This is a genomic window from Rhizobium sp. USDA 4016 (genome assembly GCF_056279705.1).
Genome location: NZ_JBWCCY010000004.1, coordinates 3,588,697 through 3,608,406, shown reverse-complemented (window position 1 = coordinate 3,608,406; position 19,710 = coordinate 3,588,697). Strand labels below are relative to the sequence as shown.

Sequence of the window (19,710 nt, the reverse complement as noted above, 5' to 3'; positions counted from 1 at the left end):
CATCTAGAAAATCGAAATCTTCCCTCAAGAGATGTCGCGGCCGCGCAGGCGGCTGTGGAGCATTGTACGGATACGCCGTGCGATGGTGGCGCTGACATCCTTCCGGTTCGAATCGGAACGGTATTCGACCGCCTCGCCGAAGGAGACTTCGGCATCGAGCGCCGCGCATTTCACGACGTCAATCAGGTGCGGTACGAGTTCCACGTCGCCTGGCCAGCCGGCCAGCGGGCGGTGATAGCGGCCCATCGCAACGCCGTGCGCCTTTGTATAGGCAATCGCTACCGGCTGCACGAGGACGGAACCGTTCGGCGAGTGCGGCACAGCCATGGCGGCCGCTCCGAAGAGCGAGGATTTGACTTCCAAAAGGCGATTGCCATCCGAGGTCGTGCCTTCGGGAAAGAGCACGATGATCTCGCCGTCCGCCATGCGGGCTGCGATCTCGCTTGCCTGATTGCCAGTCTTTCGCTTCTCTTCACGGACGATGAAGACGCTTTTCTGCAGCCGGGCAAGCATGCCAAAGATGGGCCAGTCGCGCACTTCCATCTTGGCGATGAAGGCGACATCGGCGAGCGAGGACATGACCATGATATCCATCCACGATGCATGATTAACGCATAGCATCAGCGGTCGGCGCCCCTCAAGCTTGCCGTGGACCTTTACGCGAATGCCGAGGGCGTGGCAGGCAGCGCGGTGCCATAGGCGTGGAAGAATGCGGCGAAGCTTCCAGTCGAAATGGAGGCCGAGAAGCTGGAGGGGCATCAGCAGCGTGCTGGCGGCAGCGACGACGACCGCGGCATAGGCGATGCGCAGCCAGACGATCAACGCGAACTCCTTGCGGCTGCGGTCATCGGCTCAGCGTTCGTCTTTCTTCAGCGGAATGCCGTAAAGCTCCAGCCGATGATCGACAAGCTGGAAGCCATGCTCACGGGCAATGCGCTCCTGCAGCGCTTCAATCTCCGGCGATCGGAATTCGATGACCACGCCGTTCTTCAGGTCTATCAGGTGGTCGTGATGTTCTTCCGGCACCGTTTCATAGCGCGAACGGCCGTCGCGGAAATCATGGCGGGCGATGATGCCGGCATCCTCAAAAAGCTTGACGGTCCGATAGACGGTGGAAATCGAAATCTTCGCGTCGACCTTCGCGGAACGGCGATAAAGCTCCTCGACATCCGGGTGATCTGCCGACTCTTCCAGGATGCGGGCGATCACGCGGCGCTGTTCGGTCATTCGCATGCCGCGCTCGGTGCAAAGCTCCTCAAGGGTCTTGGCTGCGTCGCTCATTGGCGGCCTTCATTCCAGATTCCAATTCTCAACGGAACTAGCGAAGAACGCGCTTCATGACAAGCGCCGTGGAAACGGCGCCGTTTTCGTCCTTGTAGTATCCGCGGCGCTCGCCGATTTTCTCGAAGCCGAGCTTGTGGTAGAGGCCGAGGGCGGCGGCATTGCCGTCGTCGACTTCCAGGAACATGCTCTCACCCCCGCGCAGCTTGGCTTCACGCATTGCTGCCTGCATGAGCCGCCAGCCGAGGCCGGCACGGGCAACCTTCGCCTGTACGGCGATCGACAGGATTTCCGCTTCGCCTGCGACCTGGCGCGCAAGCACGAAGCCCGGCAGCGGTTTTTTCAGGAAAGCGTTGGTCTGGTGCGCCACGAAGCCGAAGACATTGTCCTGGCTGAGCAGGCTGTGGAATTCGCCGTCACCCCAGGGGCGGGCAAATCGTTCGCCATGCAGCGCAGCGACCGCACGGCAATCGTCACTGCCCATTGCGATGATCTCGAATTCGGGCTTCAGAGTGAGATAGGATTCCAGCATGGTCACACTCGCGCGATCGCGAACCCGGCCTGCGGTTTGGCGTCGGGTCCGCGCAGATAAAGAGGCTTCGGCTTTCCTGAACCGGGATCGGCGGCTGCACCAAGGCGTGCCACGATGGAAATCGGAAACTTATTGGCGTGTTCGCCCGTCGCGTCCGGCTTCAGCAGCGGCGCGGCGGAGCCTGTGATCTCGCCGACAAAGGCCGCCGCAATAGTTTTCGCCTCCTCGATCGTCACTGCGCGAGGTTCATCGAGCGCCGGGCCGTCGGCGGAAAAACTCTGGAGATAGATTTCGCCGCGCTTGGCGTCCATGGCGGCAAGAACGGGGCGGCCGGGTGTCTTTTCGCGCTGGGCGGCGGCCATAGTCTCCAGCGTCGTGATGCCGACAGTGGGGATGTTGAGCGCAAGGCCGAAGCCACGAGCTGCGGCGACACCGACGCGGATGCCGGTAAAGGAGCCAGGACCGATCGTGACGGCAATGCGTTCGACCATCGCGAGTTTCATATCCGCCTGTTTGAGCACGCGGTCGACGATTCCCATCAAATGCTCTGCATGGCCCTTACCGATCAGGTCGGATGCCTCCCCCAGCACCGTATCCCTGCCGCTGTCGTAGAGAGCGGCAGCGCAATCTACACCAGCCGTGTCGAGCGCCAGAACAATCATGCCATCAATTTCCGAATAAAAGCCTACCACAAATTCAGCCGGTGCAATGCTGAGCCGGCCGAATTTTGGACAAATCGTCAGGCGGCGATGACTTCCTGCACTTCGGGAACGAAGTGACGAAGCAGGTTCTGGACGCCATGCGTCAGTGTTGCCGTGGACGAGGGGCAGCCGGAGCAGGAGCCCTTCATGTTGAGGTAGACCTTGCCATCCTTGAAGCCGCGGAACGTGATGTCGCCGCCATCTTGGGCAACCGCCGGGCGAACGCGGGTTTCAAGTAGCTCCTTGATGGTGAGCACGATGGTCTCGTCGGCCTCATCGAAGAATTCACCGCCGGCATCGAGCTCTTCCGAAAGCACGGAGGCATCACCCATGACCGGCTTTCCGGACATGAAGTGTTCCATGATGGAGCCAAGGATGGCGGGCTTCAGGTGCTGCCACTCCTGGTTCTCCTTGGAGACGGAAATGAAGTCATAGCCGAAATAGACACCGGTTACGCCCGGGATTTCAAAAAGGCGCGCAGCAAGCGGCGACGCCTGGGCTTCCTCGGCGCTGCGGAACTCGGCGGTGCCGGTCTCCATCACCACCTTGCCCGGCAGGAACTTCTGTGTGGCCGGATTCGGTGTGGCTTCGGTCTGAATGAACATTTCGCTCTCCATGCGGGCCAGGTCGTCGCTCAGGCCGTCTTTAGAATTCTTCAAAAGAAAATAAGCCGATTGGCGGCGCTAATCAAGAGACAAAGACTCCAGAAATAGCCGCATTCTGCATCACGCCTTAGGCCAGCGCATCCAGTTCTTCGTTCGTCAGCGTGTCAGGCAGCACGGTGACGGGGATCGGGAAAGCCGCGGCTTTTCCTACAACGGACGACACCAGCGGTCCCGGGCCCTCCTTGGCGGAGCTTGCGGCCAGCACCAGGATCGCGATGTCGCGGTCTTCTTCGATCACCGCATTGATTTCCTCGACCGCACTTCCCTCGCGGATGACGACTTCCGGCTCGATGCCGATCGTTTCGCGAACCACCTGTGCCGATTTGGCGACGATGGCCTCGGCCTCCTCACGGGCCTCGGCCCGCATGATCTCCTCGACGCCCAGCCATTGCTGAAAATCGCCTTCGGGAATCACGTAGACAAGCACCAGCCCGCCATTGGAATTCTTGGCGCGCCGGCCGGCATAATGCACAGCGCTCTGACATTCAGGTGTGCCATCGATCACCGCCATGAATTTGCGGCGATGCCCTTCGAGCCGTGAGAGTCGCTTTGATACCATGGCGCGGACTCTGACACCCTAACCGGGAAATTTGCAAGCCCCCGTCATCGCACGGGAGCTCGCCGTCAGAGGCATGCCTAGTAGAGGAATCCGATGATGTCACGGACATCCTTCATGGTCGCTTCGGCGCGCGCCCGGGCACGCTCGCCGCCGTTGCGGAGGATTGCGTCGATATGGCTCGTATCGTCCATCAGACGGCGCATTTCGCCGGTGATCGGCGAGAGTACCTGAACGGCGAGATCGACCAGCGCCGGCTTGAAGACGGAAAACTGCTGGCCGCCGAATTCGGCAAGCACCTCAGTCTTCGTCTTGTCGGCAAGGGCCGCATAGATGCCGACGAGATTGTCGGCTTCGGGGCGGCCCTTCAGGCCCTCGACCTCGCTCGGCAAGCCGTCCGGATCGGTCTTCGCCTTGCGGATCTTCTTCGAGATGGCTTCCTCGTCGTCCAGCAGATTGATGCGCGAGAGATCGGACGGATCGGATTTCGACATCTTCTTCGTGCCGTCGCGTAGCGACATCACGCGCGGAGCAGGGCCTTCGATCAACGGTTCGACCATCGGAAAATAGGCGTGCACCGGCTCGTCGCCGACGGTAATGTCGATGCCGCGGCCGGCACGGCGAATGTGGTCCTGATAATCAAGGTTGAACTTCATCGCGATATCGCGGGCGAGTTCAAGATGCTGTTTCTGGTCGTCACCGACCGGAACATGCGTGCCGCGATAGACGAGGATGTCGGCCGCCATCAGGCTCGGATAGGCAAGCAGGCCGAGGGAAGCATTTTCGCGGTCCTTGCCGGCCTTGTCCTTGAACTGCGTCATGCGGTTCATCCAGCCGATGCGGGCGACGCAATTGAAGATCCAGGCGAGCTCGGCATGCTGCGGCACGGCAGACTGGTTGAAGACGATATGCTTTTCCGGATCGATGCCCGAGGCGATGAAGGCTGCGGCGATTGAGCGGATCTGGCCCGGCAGGTCGTCGTGCACGAGCTGCGCTGTGAGGGAGTGCAGGTCGACGACGCAATAGATGCAGTCGTTGCCTTCCTGCAGCGCCACGAACTTGCGGATCGCGCCGAGATAGTTGCCGAGATGAAGATTGCCGGTTGGCTGAACGCCAGAAAATACGAGCTTTTTGAATTCGGTCACGTAGTCCTCGATTAGGCTGGTGGAGGGCCCCAGGGCACAGTCGCCCATGTTGCTAACGCGGCGGCTTATGCACGCGCTCCGTGCTGCAATCAAGGGGCGGTCGGTGCGGCATGCCGGATCAGGTCGAAAGTATTGCCGTAAGGATCCGAAAATACGGCCACGGTGCCGTAAATCTCATGCCGGGGCTGTTCCAAAAAGCGCACGCCCCTGGCCAGCATGGCAGCATGATCTCGCGCAAAATCATCGGTCTTCAAAAAGAACCCGACGCGACCGCCGGTTTGGTTTCCGATCGCCGCTTTCTGTGTCTCGTTGATTGCTTTGGCAAGGAGGAACGCCGCTCCATCCCCTCCCTTCGGTTTGACCACCAGCCAGCGCTTGCCTTCCGGCTGCACTTCGTCCTGCAGGCAGTCGAAGCCAAGCGCTCCGCAATAGAAGGCTTTTGCACGATCATAATCGTCGACGACGAGAGTGACCAGGAAGAGGGATTGGGACATCTGCAAGCCTCCAGTTGCCGGGGGTTTCTTAATCTGTCGCGGCGTCGTGGGGCAGGTGCAAGCGCCGTCCGAAAGGATTGGCATCTTTTTATTGCCCCATTCTCAAGCGTTTAAAGGCCGCTATTTCGCATTATGGATGCGTTCTTAAGTTTCACAGCCCTTCTAATACAAGTTTTGTTGCAAGGCATTGTTTTTCATCGAAAGGTAGAGAGTATTTTATACTCAATTTGAGTTATACCTTTTATATAGAATCCAGCAATATGAGGATACTTCACTTTTCACGTAAGTATAAAATTTCACAAATTGGCCATTTTTTGAATGAACGTTCTCGGCGCCAATCCGAGCCGGGCGGGAGACCCGCCGCGCTCTACCTGGAGGGGACGTCATGCATACGATTTTATCACTCGTTCTTGCTGGCTTGTTCGCTTTGTCCTGTTACGCCGAAGCAGGCGCACAGAACGCTAAAAAACCCCCAGTAAGACTCCTTAAACACACCACGTCACAGCCCTATACGGTTCAGACCGTCAGCGTCAAAGTCGGCTGCTTCCCGCCGAAACTCAGAGCCATTCTCGCGCATATCGCCGCCAAGACCGGCCGAAGACCGATGGTCACGTCCGGTCTCCGGCATTCCGGACGTGCGCATTCTCAGCATCGCCATTGCAACGCAGCCGACATCCGCGTGCCGGGCTTATCGGAACGGACGATCGTCGCGGCAGCGCAGACGGCGCCGGGTATCGGCGGTATCGGGCGCTACTGCAACGGCATCGTCCACGTCGATATCGGGCCGAAGCGGCGCTGGCGCCATTGCTGATAACCAAGGCTGCGGTTCAGCCCTCGGTTTTGGGCGCAGGCTTCCGGTTGAGGTTTCGCCGGATCATGCCGAGGTCGGCGCCGCCGATCAAAAAGGCGGTCGCGAAATAGACGATCATCGAAATGGCGATCAAAAGGCCGAGCGTACCGACCTTGGTCGCCAGGTGGGCACTGGAAGCGAGCCAGGGTTCCCAGCGATGCTGCAGGAAGAGGATGACGCCGCTCATCACGGATGCCGAAACGACGAGCAGAGCAGCCCGGCGGGCAAGCGCCCATTCCCAGGCGAGATGGCCGCGGCGAAGCAGCGTTGCGAAAAGCAAAACCGTGCTGATCCAGCCGGCGGTTGCTTCAGCCACTGCAATGCCCGGTGCGCCAAGATACGGAAAAAGCGTCAGAGCCGTGGCGCAGTTGACGCCGACAGCAACGGCTGAAAAGCGCATCGGCGTCTTGGTATCCTCGCGGGCGTAAAAGCCCGGCTGCAGCGCCTTGATGAGCACGAAGGCCGGCAGGCCGATGCCGTAGATCGCGAGGATCGAGCCGACAAGTGCTGTGTTCTCCTGATCGAAGGCGCCACGTTCGTATAGCACGCGGATGATCTCGTCAGCGAGGACCCAAAGGGCGAAGGCGGCGGGGATCGTCAGGAACAGCACGAATTCGATCGAGCGGTTCTGCAGGTTCCCGGCTTCGCGCAAGTTGCCACCCTTCAGTGCACGGGCAAGCTCCGGCAACAATACGACACCGACGGCAACGCCAACGACGCCGAGCGGCAGCTGGTAGATGCGATCCGCATATTGCAGGGCGGCGATCGCACCATCGCGGGACGAGGCGATCGCCTGGCCGATCAGCTGATTGATCTGTGTGATGCCGCCTGTGACAGCGGCGGGGACGGCGAGGATCAGCAGCCGTTTGACGTTCGGCGTCATTCGCGGGAAGCGAAAGCCAATGCTCATGCCTGCGTGGAGGACGCCGACATAGACGACGGCGAGCTGCAGGATACCAGCGGCCAGCACGCCCCAGGAGAGATACCAGGCGGTCGCGAGCGGCTCGGCGCCAGAATAAAGCGCGTAGACGAGCGCACCAATCATCACGACATTGAGGAAAATGGGCGCGACCGCTGCGGCAAAGAAGTGGTGCAGTGAATTCAGCATGCCGCTCATCATCGCCGTCAGCGACATGCACATGAGATAGGGGAACATCACTGCCGCCATGCGGATGGTGATCGAGAACTTATCCGGATCGTCGGCAAAGCCCGGCGCGATGATGAAGCGTACGAGCAGCGGCATGCAAAGTTCCATCACGATGGTGATGAGCAGCAGCACCGAAAAAAGCACTCCGAAAACCTCTTCGGAAAACCGCTTGGCTCCTTCCGTGCCGTTCGCTTCGATCTCCTTGGCGAAGAGTGGCACGAAGGCTGCGTTGAAGGCGCCTTCGGCAAACAGCCGACGGAAGAGGTTGGGAAAGCGGAAGGCCGCGTAGAAGACGTCAGCCATGGGGCCGGTGCCGAGGGCCGCCGCCATCAGCGTCTCGCGGGCAAAGCCGAAGATGCGGCTGCCGAGGGTTGCGCCGCCGACGGTGGCGAATTTCTTGACGAGGCTCATGCCGGTGGCCCGGCTTTCTTTTCGCCCGGCTGCAATGTCTGCGCGGAGGCGGCGGGCGCGATGATGCCGGACGGCATGCGCTCGCGAAGCTCATCTTCTTCGCCGGCCATCACCGCCTTCAGCCGGGCGGTGATATTGGCCCGCTTGGTGTCGCTGGAGATTTTCTGGCCAACGAGGTCTGTGACATAGAAGGTGTCTATCACCTTTTCGCCAAAGGTGGTGATGCGGGCTGACTGGATGTCGAGCGAAAGATCAGAAAGCATTGCGGTGATTTCCGAAAGCAGGCCGGTGCGGTCAAGGCATTCGACTTCGATGACGGTGAACTTGTTCGATAGGTTGTTGGTGATGTTGACCGACGGCGGAATGACGAAGGCCTTGCTCCTCTTGCGGTTCTTCGTACGCGTAGCAATGACTTCTGGCAGCCGCTTGCGGCCCGACAGTACGTCTTCGATCATGCGCCCGATCGTGCCGGCGCGGCGAAGCTCGTCCGCATCATCCTGGAATTCGCGGCTGACATGGATCGTATCCAGCGCGCGCCCGTCCGACGTCGTGAAGATCTGCGCATCGACAATGTTGGCTCCTGCTGCAGCACATGCACCGGCAATAACGGCGAGCAGGGCGCGGGTGGTCTGGCGAGAGCACGGTGATTTCGGTGATCGCGTGGAAACTGTCCGTTCGCACGGTTGTCGCGAGCGCCTGGCCGTTCTTGTCCGCCTGGCGGATGAAATCGGCGTGACGGACTTGGTCTTCCAGCGGCACGGAAAGCAGGTAAGGCTGGTAGTGCAGCTTGCTGTAGGTCTTGCGATCCTTCTGGCTCCAATCGGAAAGCGCGTTGAACAGCGCTTCGGCCGCGGAATTGGCGCGCTCCTTGCGCGACACCTCCGAAAAGCCGCCGGCAAGCAGCAGTTCGGTCTCGTAATAGAGCGTCCTCAGCAGCTGGCCCTTCCAGCCGTTCCAGACGCCGGGGCCGACGGCGCGGATGTCGCAGATCGTCAGGACCAGCAGCATCTTCAGGCGATCGAGCGATTGAACGCGATCGGCGAAGTCGGTGATCGTCTTGCGGTCGGTGAGATCGCGGGTCTGGGCAACCATGGACATCGTCAGATGCTCCTCTATCAGCCAGACGACGAGTTCCGTCTGCTTCTGCGACAGGCCGAAGCGGGAGCAGAGCTTGCGGGCGACGCGGGCGCCGGCGATCGAATGGTCTTCCTGGCGGCCCTTGGCGATGTCGTGGAGAAGGACTGCGACATAAAGCGCCTCCCGGTCTTCGATCCCCGGCATCAGCTTGTTGGCGAGCGGATGCAGGTCGTCGGCCTTGCCCTTGTCGATTTCCGAGAGCACGTCGACGGTACGGATCAGATGCTCATCCACTGTATAATGGTGGTACATGTTGAACTGCATCATCGCGACGATCTTGCCGAATTCCGGAATGAAGCGGCCAAGTACGCCTGCTTCGTTCATGCGGCGCAAAATGAGCGCCGGGTCGCCCTTGGAGGTGAGGATCGACATGAAGAGGCGGTTCGCCTCGTCGTTTTCGCGCAGGTTGTTGTCGACGAGGTTGAGCGATCGGGTGACCCGCTTCAGAGCATCGGGATGGAACTCGAGGCCATTGATATCGGCAACGTGGAAGAGACGAATGATGCTGACGGGATCGTGCTTGAACACGTCCGGACTGGCGAGCGCGATGCGGCCACGATCCTCCATGAATTCCGTGCTGCCGGCGATCTTGCGGCTGCGATGGGCAAAACGGCTGATCACCCCGGTGAGCCCCGGCGTCGATTTTGCCTGCTGGTCTTCGAGAGCCGCGCAGAGGATGCGCGTCAGGTCGCCGACGTCCTTTGCCACCAGGAAGTAGTGCTTCATGAAACGCTCGACGGCCGAAAGGCCGGGGCGCGAGTGATATCCGAGCGCCTCGGCAATCTCCCGCTGGATGTCGAAAGAAAGCCGTTCCTCCGCCTTGCCGGTCAGAAAGTGCATGTGGCAGCGCACCGCCCAGAGGAAATCGTCGGCCTTCTCGAATACGCGGTACTCATGCTTGGAGAGAACGCCGAGCGCTACGAGTTCCGCCGTGTCGCGGACGTGATAGTAGTATTTCGAGATCCAGAAGAGCGTGTGCAGATCGCGGAGCCCGCCCTTGCCCTCCTTGACGTTGGGTTCGACGAGGTAGCGTGAGTCGCCTGCCTTGCGGTGGCGTTCATCGCGTTCGGCAAGTTTGGCGGCAATAAATTCCGGTCCTGTGCCGGTCACGATCTCCTTGTCGAAGCGGGTCTCAAGCTCCGTTGCAAGCGCTTTCAGGCCGCAGATGTAGCGCATCTCGAGGATCGCCGTGCGGATCGTCATGTCTGACCTGGAGAGCGCCATGCACTCCTCGATGGTCCTTGTCGCGTGGCCGACCTTGAAGCCCATATCCCAAAGGACATAGAGCATGAACTCGACAGCCTTGTGCGTCTCCTCTGCCGGTCTTGGCTGAAAGAGGAAGAGCAGGTCGATATCGGAGCCCGGCGCAAGTGTATCGCGGCCGTAGCCGCCGACCGCCGTCACGGCGAACTTGTCCTTCTGCTGCGGGAACATATGTGCGCTGACGAACTCGTAGAGTACCGTGATGATCTGGTCCTGCAGCCAGGAGATGCGCCGGGCGCAGCCCAGTCCGCTGCCATCGGCAGATAGAAGCTCGCAGGCCCTTTGGCGCCCGTCGCTGCTTGCCTTTTTGAGCATCGCAAGCAGATCGGAGCGCATGACGTCCGGCCGGGTCTTGTTGGCTTCGGCAACGGCATCGCAGGACCTTTGCAACAGGGCCGTGTCGAGAATTTCCGAGAAATCGATGTCACTCATCGTCGCCATGCGCGGAGCGGCTTCCTGTTCGCGCGGTGCGACCGCGTCTCGTTTCGTCTGCATGCGCTATAGCCTCTTTACCCCGCGTTTGACACGGGCCTTCATACTGCAAGAACCCTTAATTTTGGCGAAAAGGTGGTTGCCTTCCACTTGCGGAGGCGAAGACGAACAGCTTCAAGCCGCGCCTTGCATATTCACCGAATAAAGGACCTTGCGCGCCTCGCTGGTAATCTCCTCCAGCGTCGGCCTGTCGCATTCGCGATAGCCCGCTTTGGCAATGGCCGAAGCAAGGTCGCAGATGATGGCGCAGGATTGAGTGATTTCGAGCAGGCCGACTGGCGAGTTCCAGCTGCGCGCATTACCGTGCTCGTCGGCGTTACGCAGCGCTTCGAGCACGGTGAACATATCGGCGAGGCGCTGTGTTTCACGGATAAGGCTGCGCATGAACATTACGGCTTCCTACTTCAGCTGCTTCTTGAGACCGTAAAGTGCCTCGAGCGCCTCGCGCGGCGTCATGTCGTCGAGGCTCATTCCCTTCAACGCTTCCTCGATCTTGGACGGCCCGCGATTGGCATCCTCGCGCCGCACCGCGACCTGGAACAGCGGCAGATCGTCGATCAGTTGGCTTGCCGGATTCTTGCGGTCGGCATCTTCCAAGCGCGTCAGCACGTCGCGGGCGCGCGCGACGACAGACGCTGGCAGGCCGGCGAGCCTGGCCACCTGGATGCCATACGAACGGTCCGCCGCACCCGGTCCCACTTCGTGCAGGAAGATGACGTCGCCGTCCCATTCCTTGACGCGCATGGTGGCGTTCGATAGCCGCGCAAGTTTTTCCGACAGCACCGTCAGTTCGTGGAAATGCGTGGCGAAGAGACCGCGGCATCGGTTTGCCTCATGCAGATGTTCCACGGCCGCCCAGGCAATCGATAGGCCGTCGAATGTCGCAGTACCGCGGCCGATCTCATCGAGGATGACGAGAGAGCGGTCGGTTGCCTGGTTGAGGATCGCGGCTGTCTCGACCATCTCGACCATGAAGGTCGAGCGCCCCCGTGCCAGGTCGTCCGAGGCGCCGACGCGGGAAAAGAGGCGGTCGACGATGCCGACGTGAGCGGAGGTCGCGGATACGAAGGAGCCCATCTGCGCCAGGATAGCGATTAACGCGTTCTGGCGCAGGAATGTCGACTTGCCGCCCATATTCGGACCGGTCAGCAGCCAGATCGCCCCATCTTTGCCGTCCGCCACAGGCGAGAGATCGCAATTATTGGCAACGAACGGACCGGAGGACTGACGCCGCAGCGCCTGTTCGACAACGGGATGGCGCCCGCCTTCGATTGTGAACATCTTCGAGGCATCGACGAGCGGGCGGCAATAGGCCTGTTCCTCCGCCAAAAGTGCCAGGCCGGCAGCAACGTCGATGATGGCCAGCGCGCGGGCGCCGGCCTTGATCGCCTCGGCTTCAGCGACGACGGCGGCCGTCATCCGGTCGAAGGCTTCGAGCTCGATCTGCAACGCGCGGTCCGCCGCGTTTGCGATCCGGCTTTCCAGGTCGGCAAGCTCGGTCGTCGTAAAGCGCATGGCATTCGCCATCGTCTGGCGATGGATGAAGCGGGCTTTGGCCTCCGGCGCATCCGTCATCGGCCCGGCATTGCCGGCCGTCACTTCGATGAAATAGCCGAGGATATTGTTGTGCTTGATCTTCAGAGACTTGATGCCGGTCTCGTCGGCATATTGGAGCTGCAATCCGGCGATCACCCGGCGCGACTGATCGCGAAGCGCGCGCACTTCATCAAGATCGGCATTGGCACCGTCCCGCAGGAAGCCCCCGTCGCGCTTCAACAGCGGCAGTTCGTCGGCGAGCATCTCCGCAAGTAGAGATTGGAGAGTTGTCGGTAAGGCCTCCAACCCGGAAAGGGCCGCATTGAGTTCTTCCGGCAAAAGCGCATTGCCGAGCAGCTTTGCAAGATCGGAAGCAGCGCCAAGTCCTTGCCGGATCGCCCAGAGATCGCGCGGGCCGCCGCGGTCGAGCGCAAGGCGGGAGAGTGCGCGTGGCATGTCCGGCACGTGCTTCAGCGCGTCGCGCAGGTCGCCGCAAAGCCTGGGCTCCTCGATCAGGAAGCCGATCGAATCCAGCCGCTCGTTGATGCGGGCAGGATCGGTCAGCGGTGACATCAGCCGTTCTGCGAGAAGGCGGGCTCCTCCACCGGTGACCGTCCGGTCGATTGCTTTGAGCAGTGAACCGTTGCGGTCGCCCGACAGCGTGCGGGCAAGCTCCAGATTGGCGCGCGTCGCGGGATCTATGAAGAGCGTCGAGGCGCCGCTCTCGCGCTCCGGTTTGCCAAGCGGCGGGCGTTCGGCGATCTGTGTCTTCTCGACATAGGCAACAGCCGCCGCCGCTGCCGCAAGCTCGGCGCGGGAGAAAGTGCCGAAGCCGTCGAGCGTCGAAACGCCGAAATAGCGCGCGATGCGGTTTTCTGCTGTCGCACTGTCGAAAAGCACGGAGGGCTGCGGCACGGCAGTGCGGCCGAGCACGTCGAAGACCGGCTTCAGCTCGGGATCGTGAAACATCGTATCCGGCAGGATCAGTTCGCGGGGATCGATGCGCAGGATGTCGGCAAGCAGCCGTGATGCCTCAGTTTCGGCCAGCCGGAAGACGCCGGTAGAGATATCGATCCAGGCCAGCGCCATCAGCGGTTCGGACGCGCCTCGAATCCGGGTAAGCGCCATCAGATAGTTCGATTCAGAGGGTGATAGCAGCTTTTCTTCGGTGATGGTTCCCGGCGTGACAAGGCGGATGACGTCGCGTTTGACGACGGATTTCGAGCCCCGCTTCCTCGCCTCCGCCGGGTCTTCCACCTGTTCGCAGACGGCGACACGGAAGCCCAGTCCAATCAGCTTCTGCAGGTAATCGTCTGCGGCATGCACGGGAACGCCGCACATCGGGATATCTTGCCCCATGTGCTGACCGCGCTTCGTGAGCGTAATGCCGAGCGCACGCGAGGCTTCCAGGGCGTCTTCGAAGAACAATTCGTAGAAATCGCCCATACGATAGAAGAGCAGCGAGTCGGGGTTGTTCGCCTTGATCTCGATGAATTGCTCCATCATCGGCGTGGCCGAGGCACGGCTTTCCTCCGTGGATAGCTCGGCAGCCGAAAAGGCTTCGTTCCTGGCGTCTATTCGTTGGTTCACGGAGGTGCAATTTTCCAAAAAAACAGGTGCCAACCCTAGCCGCCCGCCGCTATAGATGACAACCGCCATTGAGGAAGAGCAAGGCGTCACCCACAGGACGTTGGAGGAAGAATGCCCGATATCGAAAAGAAGCCGCAGCCGGTGACGTCCGTTACCGACAATGAAGCGCTCGAGTTTCATGCCATGGGGCGGCCCGGGAAGCTGGAAATCAACCCGACGAAACCGATGGCGACGCAGCGTGATCTGTCGCTGGCCTATTCGCCGGGCGTCGCGGTGCCGGTAAAGGCGATCGCCGCTGATCCGGGCACTGCCTACGACTACACAACGCGCGGCAATATGGTGGCTGTCATCTCCAACGGCACAGCAATTTTGGGCCTAGGCAATCTCGGCGCCTTGGCATCCAAGCCGGTGATGGAAGGCAAATCCGTCCTTTTCAAGCGCTTTGCCGATGTCGATTCCATCGACCTCGAGGTCGACACGGAAAATGTCGACGAGTTCATCAACTGTGTGCGTTTCCTTGGCCCGTCTTTCGGCGGCATCAATCTGGAAGACATCAAAGCGCCAGACTGCTTCATCATCGAGCAGCGTCTGCGCGAGCTGATGGATATTCCGGTCTTTCACGACGACCAGCACGGCACGGCGATTATTGCAACGGCCGGCCTCATCAATGCCTTGGAGCTGACGGGACGTGACCTGAAGACGACGAAACTCGTCTGCAACGGCGCAGGAGCTGCCGCAATCGCCTGTGTCGAGCTCATCAAGTCGATGGGCTTTGCGCCTGAAAACATCACCCTTGTCGACACCAAGGGCGTAATCTATCAGGGCCGCACCGAGGGCATGAACCAGTGGAAATCGGCACACGCGGTAAAGACAAAGACCCGCACGCTGGCAGATGCGATGAAGGGTGCCGACGTCGTGTTCGGTCTGTCGCAGAAGGGTGCCTTTTCGGAGGAGATGATTCGTTCGATGGCCGACCGGCCGATCATCTTTGCGATGGCAAACCCCGATCCGGAAATCACGCCGGAGGAAGTCGCGCGCATCCGCGATGATGCCATTATGGCGACAGGGCGATCGGACTACCCGAACCAGGTGAATAACGTTCTCGGCTTTCCCTATATCTTCCGCGGCGCGCTCGACGTGCGGGCAACCACGATCAACGATGCCATGAAGATCGCCGCCGTCAAGGCGCTTGCCAATCTGGCCCGCGAGGATGTACCCGATGACGTCGTTGCCGCTTATCAGGGCAACCGCCCGCGCTTTGGCGCGCAATATATCATTCCTGTGCCCTTCGATCCGCGCCTCATTTCGGCAATCCCGGCTGCCGTGGCGCAGGCTGCGATCGAAACTGGCGTTGCCCGCAAGGTAATCACCGACATGGACGGCTATCGCCGCGAGCTATCGGCAAGGCGTGATCCGATCGCTTCGACCCTTGCGAGCCTCTACGAGCGGGTTCGCCGCCGTCCGAAACGGATGGTTTTTGCCGAGGCGGAAGAAGAGCAGGTCATGCGCGCGGCGATGTCCTACGCCAACCAGCAGCTCGGCACGGCAATCCTTCTCGGCCGCGAAGATCTGATCAGGGCGACGGCGGAGCGGGCAGGGATCGACCTCAACCGGCCGGGACTCGAGATCGTCAATGCACGCATCTCGACCCGCATTGAGGCTTACACCGACTACCTCTATGCCCGGCTGCAGCGGAAAGGCTATCTGCACCGCGATGCACAGCGCCTGATCCACAACGATCGTAATCATTTCGCCGCGACGATGGTGGCGCTTGGCGATGCAGATGGCATGGTGACCGGCATCACGCGCAATTATTCGACGGCGCTGGAGGACGTGCGGCGCTGCATCGACGAGAAGCCGGGCCACCGTGTCATCGGCGTGTCGCTGGTGATTGTCCGCGGCCGCGCGGTCTTTGTCGCAGATACCGCGGTTCACGATATGCCTACCGCCGAGGAGCTGGCCGATATCGCCGAAGAAGCGGCAGGCCTTGCGCGCCGCATGGGCTATCAGCCGCGCGTTGCGCTGCTCGCCTATTCCACCTTCGGTCATCCTTCGGGCGAACGTTCCGAGCGCGTGCGCGAAGCCGTGAAGATCCTCGACAAGCGCCGCGTCGATTTCGAGTATGATGGCGAAATGGCAGCCGACGTGGCGCTGAACCGAAAGGTGATGGAGCAGTACCCGTTCTGCCGCTTGTCGGCTCCCGCCAACGTGCTGGTCATGCCGGCCTTCCACTCCGCTTCGATCTCGACGAAAATGCTGCAGGAACTCGGCGGCTCGACGGTCATCGGCCCGATCCTTGTCGGCCTGGACAAAGCCGTTCAGATCACCTCGATGGGCGCCAAGGACTCCGACATCGTCAACATGGCGGCGATCGCGGCTTATTCGGCGGGGTAGCAGTCAGGCGCAAGCCCCTTCATCTGCCTGCGTGCACCTTCTCCCCGCTGGAAAGAAGGGACTGGCGGCGCTGCTTGTGTCTCTTGAATTGATCTCGCCGAGCGGATGCGGCAATCTCCCCTTCACCCCCATGGGGGAGAAGGCCACGAAGGGGTCGGATGAGGCGACGGCACTGCAGGACATCAGAGATAGCGCGTGGCTCGCTACCATCTGCTTCAGCCGGACGAGATTGTCTGTTTGTGCCGCCAGCTCGATCTTCTGGAAAAATCAGCTCGCGAAACGGCCTGCGTCAGCGCCGTAGTAATTCAAATAGCGATCCGAAATGCTTGCGATCGGCAGCACGATCAACACGTCCGTCGTGTTGAACGCATGGTCCACCACCGCGGTGGAGCCGACCATGGCGCCGAGGCGAAGGTAGCCCTTGATCAGCGGCGGAAGGGCCATCAGCGCCTTCTTCGGGTTGACGGCCTCCGGCGGCATCAGATCCATGCTACGCGCTTGGCCCGGCAGAGCGCCGACCGCCCATTCGCCCTTGGCAAGGACCGTGTGGTGCAGGAAGGAAAGTGCCAGCGCATGGCTCTCCGGATGCACACCCGGGAAGGAGGCGCAGCCGAACATGGCGCTCATGCCGTGCTTCAAGGCATAGGCCCAATTGCCTTGCCAGAGAAGTTCGACCGTGCGCTTCGTGCGGTATTCCGGCAGCACGCAGGAGCGGCCGAGCTCCATGAAGCGCTTGTCTGGATGACGTGCGAGAAGCTCGCCGATCGCGAATTCGGAAGCCGAGTAAAAACCGCCATTTGCCATCGCCACGTCCTGGCGCAGCAGGCGGTAGGTTCCGACGATCTGGTCTTCGCTATCACCTTCGATCGAGCGGTCGAGGACAAGAAGGTGATCGCAGAATGCATCGTAAGCGTCGAAGTCGCGTTCGCGGCGCATGGCCTCTGGCGGAAGCTGCGCCTGCAATTCCTGAACGAAAACGCGGTAGCGCACATGCTGCGCAGCATCGATCTCGCGAGCAGTGCGGGCAAGGCGGGTCTCCAGGTTGCCGATGCGGCCCAAGACGTCGCCTTCCTTCGGCGCGACGGCCGCTGCAGGCCGAGAAACCTCCGCCGTTGTGTCGCGATTAAGGATGTCGATGGACATGATGATTCTCCCGTTGCCGGCTCATGGCGTGTCATAAAACACTTCTGTACGACAGGAAAGTGACATGGACTTTACGGAAAAACGACGCTTATGTCACTCTGCTCAGAGCGCTTCGGCTCGGCGGGCGGAAAGTGCTGCGACGGCATGGACTTCCGTCAGTAGCCGGATTGGGTCGACAGGTTTCAGCATCACGCGGTTTGCACCGGCAAGCAGGACCTGGCGGCGCGACTCGTCGCGTTTGTCGGCAGTCAGCACGATGACCGGCAACGCAACGACCTGCAGCCGCCGTTCGTGACCGCGCAGCCGGCCAATCATTTCAACACCTTCGCCGCCCGGCATCGTGAGATCGCTGATGATGATGTCGGGGCGCATGCTGCCTTCGGCAAGTGCGCAATCCAGCAACGTCTCGAAGTCTTCGACATGGTGAACCTTATGTCCGCCCTTCTCCAGCACAGCGCGGACAAGCATCGCATTGATCGGGTCGTCTTCTCCGAGAAGGATATTCATCCCGCCTGGCATATTCGCTTCGGGAATGGCGGCGGTAAAGCCGGGCTGGTTGTCGTTCAGCGCATCGCGCTTTTCCATGCCGCGCATGCGTCCGCGAAGCACGTCGATCAGCGACTGTTCGCGAAGAGGCCGAATAAGCCAGGCATCGAAGAGATCAAGCGGATGGGCGTTACGCTCTTCCGGATTGACGAGAAGGGTCTTGCGCAGGCCAAGCGCGGCAATTTCGACGCGGTCGGCAAGATGCTCTGTAAACTCCGCGGACATGCGATGATCGACGATGATATCCGTCGGGCGATGGTCGCTGCCGGCAATGTAGAGAAGCGTCTCCCGGGCTTTTTCGCCGTCGGCCACCAGATGGCAATCGCCGCCGAGAGCGACGATGGTCTCGGCGATTGCGGCGCGGGCTGCACCGGCCGGGGCAAGAAGCACGACGATATTGCCGCAAAGCAGCGATTTGCGGCTGCCGCGAGCCTCTAGCGGAATGTTTGCGGGAAAGCGGATCGTGAATTCGCTGCCCTTGCCCTTTTCGCCGGCGACCGTCAGAGAACCGCCGAATTCGCGCATGATGCGGGTGGAGATGGTGAGCCCGAGCCCGGTGCCGCCGCTCTTTTCCGTCATGGTTCCTCCCTGCTCGAATTCGCCGAAGATTCGCGCATGCTCCTCCGCTGTCATCCCTGGGCCGGTGTCCGTCACCGTTATCATGAGATCGTCGTCGCGCAAGGATACGCGGATGAAGACGCCGCCCACCTGGGTGAACTTCACCGCATTGCCGATGACGTTGAAAAGCACCTGACGCAGCCGCGCCGGATCGAAACTCATGAATTCCGGCACGTCGGAAGAGACCGTCGCACCGATCTCGATGCCCTTTTCGTGGGCACGGTGTGCCAGCATTTCGACGACGCTTTCCAGCAGCTGGCGCAGCGATTCGGTGCGCGGACGAAGCTGGAAGCGGCCGACTTCGATTGTGGAGAAATCGAGGAGGTCTTCGACGAGTTGGGCGAGCGCATGGCCTGACTGGCGGATGCCGTCGATATAGTTCTGCTGCTCCTGGGTCATCTGCGCCTGGCTCAGCAGATGAGTCATCCCGACAATGCCGGATAGTGGCGTTCGGATTTCATGGCTGACGGTCGCAAGCAAGCGGGATTTCGCCGCACTGTTGTACTCGGCCTTTTGGCGTGCCTCCTCGCGCGCCTGCGCTGAAAGGCGTTCGGCGGTCACGTCACGGGCGACGCTCTGGAGCAGCAGACGGCCATTCGACGGATCGCGGGTGACGACGTCATGCCAGGCGAAGATGCGCTGGCCTTCCGGCGTCGAGATCTCGACATCGAAGCGATATGGCTCGGCGCCAGGGCGGAAGGCGATGCCGAGTTGTTCGCAAGTCTGTCCCTCCGGCTTCAGACGGCCCGTCAGGCGGCGAAAAGTGGCATTGGCGCCGATGATCCGCCGGTCAATGGTACGGGTAACGGTTATGTCGCCGAGGGCGTCATGAACATTGGCGAAAAGTTCGGCAGCATCGCATGCCTGCGGCTGGTTGCCGGTCCGCGGGCGCAGCTTCATCAGCAACACATGACCGAGAAGTGCTGCGGCAAGGATTGCAAGGCCGGCAGAAAGTAGCAAAGGTCCGCCCGCTTGCCCGAGTGCAAGGAGTGCGATCGCAGCAAAAAGGCCAAGGCCGCCGAGCCAGTAAAAGAGCAGGGTGCGCAGCGAATGCTTTTGCTTTGGAGCTGCCGGCGCCGGCGGGACGACCTCGTCCGCCGGCCGCAGATCATGCGGCTTGGCGGCCGCGCCGAATGCGGCGGCGAGACGTTCCTGCAATTGAGCCAGACTGTGCATAATTGCTGGCTAGCATATTCGCCGTTCCGAATG

The 19,710-nt window shown here is 60.9% G+C and carries 15 protein-coding genes and 1 pseudogene; 2 read left to right on the top strand and 14 right to left on the bottom strand.

The features are described 5' to 3' along the window. Positions 1 to 24: 24 nt before the first annotated feature. The 8 genes from olsA to ACZ9DP_RS33575 form a co-directional block, all read right to left on the bottom strand. The gene (gene olsA, locus ACZ9DP_RS33610; protein WP_194728764.1) at positions 25 to 822 is read right to left on the bottom strand and encodes a lyso-ornithine lipid O-acyltransferase; all 798 of its coding nucleotides are present in this window, start codon (positions 820 to 822) and stop codon (positions 25 to 27) included. Positions 823 to 852: 30 nt separating this feature from the next. Further along, positions 853 to 1,281, bottom strand: coding sequence for a Fur family transcriptional regulator (locus tag ACZ9DP_RS33605; RefSeq protein ID WP_074066426.1), 429 nt, complete (start codon positions 1,279 to 1,281; stop codon positions 853 to 855). Between the two features lie 37 nt (positions 1,282 to 1,318). Further along, positions 1,319 to 1,813: a GNAT family N-acetyltransferase gene (locus ACZ9DP_RS33600; protein WP_194728765.1), complete on the bottom strand. Its 495-nt coding sequence runs from the start codon at positions 1,811 to 1,813 to the stop codon at positions 1,319 to 1,321. A 2-nt stretch (positions 1,814 to 1,815) separates the two neighbouring features. Beyond that, entirely contained in the window at positions 1,816 to 2,475 is a 660-nt protein-coding gene (gene tsaB, locus ACZ9DP_RS33595) for a tRNA (adenosine(37)-N6)-threonylcarbamoyltransferase complex dimerization subunit type 1 TsaB (protein WP_194728766.1), read from the bottom strand. A gap of 77 nt (positions 2,476 to 2,552) precedes the next feature. Beyond that, entirely contained in the window at positions 2,553 to 3,119 is a 567-nt protein-coding gene (locus ACZ9DP_RS33590; protein ID WP_194728767.1) for a NifU family protein, read from the bottom strand. Between the two features lie 127 nt (positions 3,120 to 3,246). Beyond that, positions 3,247 to 3,738, bottom strand: a complete 492-nt coding sequence (locus tag ACZ9DP_RS33585) for a universal stress protein (protein ID WP_092583852.1) — start codon at positions 3,736 to 3,738, stop codon at positions 3,247 to 3,249. A 77-nt stretch (positions 3,739 to 3,815) separates the two neighbouring features. After that, on the bottom strand, positions 3,816 to 4,880 hold the full coding sequence (gene trpS / locus ACZ9DP_RS33580; RefSeq protein ID WP_283070492.1) for a tryptophan--tRNA ligase: 1,065 nt from the start codon (positions 4,878 to 4,880) through the stop codon (positions 3,816 to 3,818). Between the two features lie 89 nt (positions 4,881 to 4,969). Next, positions 4,970 to 5,374: a VOC family protein gene (locus ACZ9DP_RS33575; protein ID WP_476204912.1), complete on the bottom strand. Its 405-nt coding sequence runs from the start codon at positions 5,372 to 5,374 to the stop codon at positions 4,970 to 4,972. A gap of 385 nt (positions 5,375 to 5,759) precedes the next feature. Here ACZ9DP_RS33575 and ACZ9DP_RS33570 point away from each other — a divergent pair, with 385 nt between their 5' ends. Beyond that, the gene (locus tag ACZ9DP_RS33570; RefSeq protein ID WP_074066430.1) at positions 5,760 to 6,185 is read left to right on the top strand and encodes a YcbK family protein; all 426 of its coding nucleotides are present in this window, start codon (positions 5,760 to 5,762) and stop codon (positions 6,183 to 6,185) included. Between the two features lie 16 nt (positions 6,186 to 6,201). On the opposite strand, the gene murJ is transcribed toward ACZ9DP_RS33570, so the two are convergent. From murJ to mutS, 4 genes and pseudogenes are all read right to left on the bottom strand, one after another. Next, positions 6,202 to 7,782, bottom strand: a complete 1,581-nt coding sequence (gene murJ / locus ACZ9DP_RS33565; protein WP_476204911.1) for a murein biosynthesis integral membrane protein MurJ — start codon at positions 7,780 to 7,782, stop codon at positions 6,202 to 6,204. Next, positions 7,779 to 10,677 (bottom strand): annotated as a pseudogene (locus ACZ9DP_RS33560) ([protein-PII] uridylyltransferase). Before ACZ9DP_RS33560 ends, murJ begins: the two are co-directional and overlap by 4 nt. Before the next feature lie 111 nt (positions 10,678 to 10,788). Next, entirely contained in the window at positions 10,789 to 11,064 is a 276-nt protein-coding gene (locus tag ACZ9DP_RS33555; protein WP_074066433.1) for a hypothetical protein, read from the bottom strand. A 9-nt stretch (positions 11,065 to 11,073) separates the two neighbouring features. Next, positions 11,074 to 13,800: a DNA mismatch repair protein MutS gene (mutS, locus tag ACZ9DP_RS33550; protein WP_476204909.1), complete on the bottom strand. Its 2,727-nt coding sequence runs from the start codon at positions 13,798 to 13,800 to the stop codon at positions 11,074 to 11,076. 111 nt (positions 13,801 to 13,911) lie between these two features. On the opposite strand from mutS, the gene ACZ9DP_RS33545 reads away from it, so the two are divergent. Continuing rightward, positions 13,912 to 16,194: an NADP-dependent malic enzyme gene (locus tag ACZ9DP_RS33545; RefSeq protein ID WP_074066435.1), complete on the top strand. Its 2,283-nt coding sequence runs from the start codon at positions 13,912 to 13,914 to the stop codon at positions 16,192 to 16,194. A gap of 267 nt (positions 16,195 to 16,461) precedes the next feature. Here the strand turns inward: ACZ9DP_RS33545 and olsB are convergent, their stop codons facing one another. Both olsB and ACZ9DP_RS33535 read right to left on the bottom strand, forming a co-directional pair. After that, positions 16,462 to 17,340, bottom strand: a complete 879-nt coding sequence (gene olsB, locus ACZ9DP_RS33540; protein WP_194730058.1) for a l-ornithine N(alpha)-acyltransferase — start codon at positions 17,338 to 17,340, stop codon at positions 16,462 to 16,464. Positions 17,341 to 17,439: 99 nt separating this feature from the next. After that, positions 17,440 to 19,677: a PAS domain-containing hybrid sensor histidine kinase/response regulator gene (locus tag ACZ9DP_RS33535; RefSeq protein ID WP_476204908.1), complete on the bottom strand. Its 2,238-nt coding sequence runs from the start codon at positions 19,675 to 19,677 to the stop codon at positions 17,440 to 17,442. Positions 19,678 to 19,710: the final 33 nt, after the last annotated feature.

Excerpts from the sequence above, each read along its gene's own strand:
- ACZ9DP_RS33545 (WP_074066435.1), top strand. The coding sequence starts at position 13,912 with ATGCCCGATATCGAAAAGAAGCCGCAGCCGGTGACGTCCGTTACCGAC.
- ACZ9DP_RS33590 (WP_194728767.1), bottom strand. The coding sequence starts at position 3,119 with ATGTTCATTCAGACCGAAGCCACACCGAATCCGGCCACACAGAAGTTC.
- murJ (WP_476204911.1), bottom strand. The coding sequence starts at position 7,782 with ATGAGCCTCGTCAAGAAATTCGCCACCGTCGGCGGCGCAACCCTCGGC.
- tsaB (WP_194728766.1), bottom strand. The coding sequence starts at position 2,475 with ATGATTGTTCTGGCGCTCGACACGGCTGGTGTAGATTGCGCTGCCGCT.
- ACZ9DP_RS33555 (WP_074066433.1), bottom strand. The coding sequence starts at position 11,064 with ATGTTCATGCGCAGCCTTATCCGTGAAACACAGCGCCTCGCCGATATG.
- ACZ9DP_RS33535 (WP_476204908.1), bottom strand. The coding sequence starts at position 19,677 with ATGCACAGTCTGGCTCAATTGCAGGAACGTCTCGCCGCCGCATTCGGC.
- ACZ9DP_RS33600 (WP_194728765.1), bottom strand. The coding sequence starts at position 1,813 with ATGCTGGAATCCTATCTCACTCTGAAGCCCGAATTCGAGATCATCGCA.
- ACZ9DP_RS33605 (WP_074066426.1), bottom strand. The coding sequence starts at position 1,281 with ATGAGCGACGCAGCCAAGACCCTTGAGGAGCTTTGCACCGAGCGCGGC.
- ACZ9DP_RS33575 (WP_476204912.1), bottom strand. The coding sequence starts at position 5,374 with ATGTCCCAATCCCTCTTCCTGGTCACTCTCGTCGTCGACGATTATGAT.
- ACZ9DP_RS33570 (WP_074066430.1), top strand. The coding sequence starts at position 5,760 with ATGCATACGATTTTATCACTCGTTCTTGCTGGCTTGTTCGCTTTGTCC.
- ACZ9DP_RS33585 (WP_092583852.1), bottom strand. The coding sequence starts at position 3,738 with ATGGTATCAAAGCGACTCTCACGGCTCGAAGGGCATCGCCGCAAATTC.